Source organism: uncultured Rhodoblastus sp. (assembly GCF_903903185.1).
GTDB lineage: Bacteria > Pseudomonadota > Alphaproteobacteria > Rhizobiales > Beijerinckiaceae > Rhodoblastus.
The window spans coordinates 1-3,224 of record NZ_CAIUXT010000257.1 but is presented as its reverse complement, the minus strand read 5'-3'; the positions used below and the strand labels follow the sequence as shown (position 1 = coordinate 3,224).

Annotated in this window: 4 protein-coding genes; all 4 read right to left on the bottom strand. The window is 64.4% G+C overall.

What is annotated here, in order from left to right; genetic code table 11:
* Positions 1 to 170: NADH-quinone oxidoreductase subunit J (locus tag QZY01_RS23830; RefSeq protein WP_294542253.1), on the bottom strand; the 170-nt coding region annotated here is incomplete at its 3' end.
* A 134-nt stretch (positions 171 to 304) separates the two neighbouring features.
* A complete protein-coding gene (gene nuoI, locus QZY01_RS23825) occupies positions 305 to 793 on the bottom strand; it encodes an NADH-quinone oxidoreductase subunit NuoI (protein WP_294542251.1) in 489 nt (162 codons plus the stop codon).
* A gap of 10 nt (positions 794 to 803) precedes the next feature.
* On the bottom strand, positions 804 to 1,823 hold the full coding sequence (nuoH, locus tag QZY01_RS23820) for an NADH-quinone oxidoreductase subunit NuoH (RefSeq protein ID WP_294542249.1): 1,020 nt from the start codon (positions 1,821 to 1,823) through the stop codon (positions 804 to 806).
* 13 nt (positions 1,824 to 1,836) lie between these two features.
* On the bottom strand, positions 1,837 to 3,224 hold a 1,388-nt coding region (locus QZY01_RS23815; protein ID WP_294542247.1), incomplete at its 5' end, for a molybdopterin-dependent oxidoreductase.

Genomic DNA, 3,224 nt, shown 5'->3' with positions numbered 1-3,224 from the left:
CTCATCGCCAGGAAGTCCGCTCCGGCGAGCAGGAACAGTCCCGCCGCGTTCACGAAGGCGAGAATCAGGATCAGCACCGAATGCACCGGGTTGCGCGCCGAAATGACCATGACGGCGGAGCCGATCGTCAGGATCGAGAACAGATAGAAGAAGGCCGTGGCTAACGTCATGGTCCACCCGTACGCCCGTTTTCAGGGCCTTGTTCGCTTCATTCGCCGGCTTGCGATCGATCGAGAGCCGGCCTCGTGGTAAAATCGGTTCTGGCGTGCGCCCTGCGTCCTTTTTCGGGACGCGGGGATATTTCCTAGCGGTAGGGCGAGTCGGCGGCGATGTTGCGAGCGATTTCGCGCTCCCAGATCGCGCCATTGTCGAGCAGGCGCTGCTTGTCGAAGAACAATTCCTCGCGCGTCTCGACGGCGAATTCGGAATTCGGCCCCTCGACGATCGCGTCCACCGGGCAGGCCTCCTGGCAGTAGCCGCAGTAGATGCATTTGGTCATGTCGATATCGTAGCGCGTGGTGCGGCGGGTGCCGTCATTGCCGCGCGGCGCCGCCTCGATGGTGATGGCCTGCGCCGGGCAGATCGCCTCGCAGAGCTTGCAGGCGATGCAGCGCTCCTCGCCATTGGGATAGCGGCGCAGCGCATGTTCGCCGCGAAAGCGCGGCGATTGCGGGTTCTTTTCGTGCGGATAGTTCAGCGTCGCCTTCGGCTTGAGCAGATAGCGAAAGGAAAGAAAAAAGGCCCCGACGAATTCCTTGAGGAACAGCGCCTTGGCGGCGGTTACGATCTGCATGGCTTCGCCCTCATTGCGCCCCGGCGCCGACCTTGAGAATGAATTCCAACACGCCCGCCACGATCACCACCGCAACCAGCGAAATCGGCAGAAACACCTTCCAGCCCAGCCGCATCAACTGGTCGTAGCGATAGCGCGGCACGAATGCCTTGACCATGGCGAACAGGAAAAAGAAGAAGCTCAGCTTGAGCAGGAACCAGATCACGCCCGGCACCCAGGTGAAGGGCGCGACATTTACCGGAGGCAGCCAGCCGCCGAAGAACAGCACGGTCAACAGCGCGCACATGGTGACGATGGCGACATATTCGCCGAGCATGAACAACAGGTACTGGCTGGCCGAATATTCGACCATGAATCCGGCGACCAGTTCCGATTCCGCCTCGACCAGATCGAAGGGCGGCCGATTGGTCTCGGCCAGCGCCGAGATGAAGAAAATCACGAACATCGGGAACAGGGGCAGCCAGTACCAGCCGAGCATGCCCCATCTGGTGTCCTGCGCCTTGACGATGTCGTTGAGGTTCAGCGAGCCGGCGCAGAGCAGCACGGTGATGATGACGAAGCCGATCGAGACTTCGTAGGACACCATCTGCGCCGCCGAGCGCAGGGCCGCGAGAAACGGATATTTCGAATTCGACGCCCAGCCGCCCATGATGATGCCGTAAACGCTGAGCGATGAAATGGCGAAAATATAGAGCACGCCGACATTAAGATTGGCCACCGCCCAGCCGTCGCTGAACGGGATCACCGCCCAGGCGGCGAGCGACAGGGTCGCCGTCACCAGCGGCGCCAGCAAAAACACGCCCTTGTTGGCGCCATCGGGAATGATCGGCTCCTTGAACAGGAACTTGAACATGTCGGCGAAGGACTGCAACAGGCCCCAGGGTCCGACCACATTGGGTCCGCGCCGCAACTGCACCGCCGCCCAGATTTTCCGGTCGGCGAGAATGTAATAGGCGACGAGCACCAGCCCGACGCTGAGAACCGCCAGGCTTTTGATTGCGATCAGCAGGACGGTGATCAGGAGTTCCATCGGCTTGTTCTCCTCATTCCGCCGCTAGAGCGTGCGCGCGGCCCCTGGCCGCCGCCGAACATTCGGCCATGACCTGCGAGGCGCGGGCGATCGGATTGGTCAGGTAGAAATCGACGATCGCCGAGGCCAGCGCCCCCGGCCCGAGTTCGCCAGCGGCGAGCGAAGCCAGCCCCGACGCGTCGGCCGCCTCGACCGTGTCGAGCCGGGCGAAATGCGGGTAGGCCGCGTAGAGTTTTTCACGCAGCGCGGCGAGCGAATCGAAAGGCAGCGGCTTGCCAAGCGCCCCCGAAAGCGCGCGGAAAATCGCCCAGTCCTCGCGCGCGTCGCCCGGCGGGAAGGCGGCGCGGTCGGCGAGTTGGACCCGCCCCTCGGTATTGACGTATGTCCCGGATTTTTCGGTATAGGCCGCGCCGGGCAGGATCACGTCGGCGCGATGGGCGCCGCGATCGCCATGCGAGCCGATATAGACGGCAAAGGCCCCCGGCTCGACGACAATCTCGTCGGCGCCGACCAGAAAGACAAGGTCGAGCGCGCCGGCCTTGGCCATCTGGCCGGCGTCGAGCCCGCCTTGCGCCGGGACGAAGCCCAGATCGAGCGCGCCGACGCGCGAAGCCGCCGTGTGCAGCACCGACAAGCCGGTCCAGTCGCCGGTCTGCTCATTTTTCCGGGGCGCGCCAAGTCTTGCGGCGAGCGCGAGAATGGCGGCGCCGTCCTCGCGGGCGAGCGCGCCCTGCCCGACCAGAATCAGCGGACGCTCGGCTTTCGCCAGCAGGTCGCCGAAACCTTCCCCTTGCGCGACCCGCGCCAGAGTATCGGGACCCGCGCCGAGATAATCGTAGGGATAGGTCAGATCGGCCTGTTCGCCGATCAGACCGATCGGGAAATGGCCGGCGCGCCAGCGGCGGCGGATGCGGGCGTTCAACACCGGCGATTCCCGGCGCGGATTGGAGCCGACGATCAGCAGCGCGTCGGCGCTGTCGATCCCCTCGACCGTGGCGTTGAACAGATAGGAGGCGCGGCCCTGCGCCGGATCGAGCTTGGCCCCGTCCTGACGCGCGTCGAGATTCTTGACGCCGAGCGATTCAGCCAGCAATTTGGCGGCGAAAAGCTCCTCGACCGACGACAGGTCGCCGCCGATGAACCCGATCCTTTCGGGCGCAATCGCCTTGATCCTGTCGGCGATGGCAGCGAAAGCCTGCGCCCACGAAGCCGGGCGCAGCTTGCCGTCTACCCGCAAGAAGGGCCGGTCGAGGCGCTGGTTCTTAAGGCCGTCGACGATCTGGCGGGTCTTGTCGGAAATCCATTCCTCGTTCACCGCCTCGTTGAGGCGCGGCAGAATGCGGATCACCTCGCGGCCGCGCGTATCGATGCGGATCGACGAGCCGAGCGCGTCCATCACGT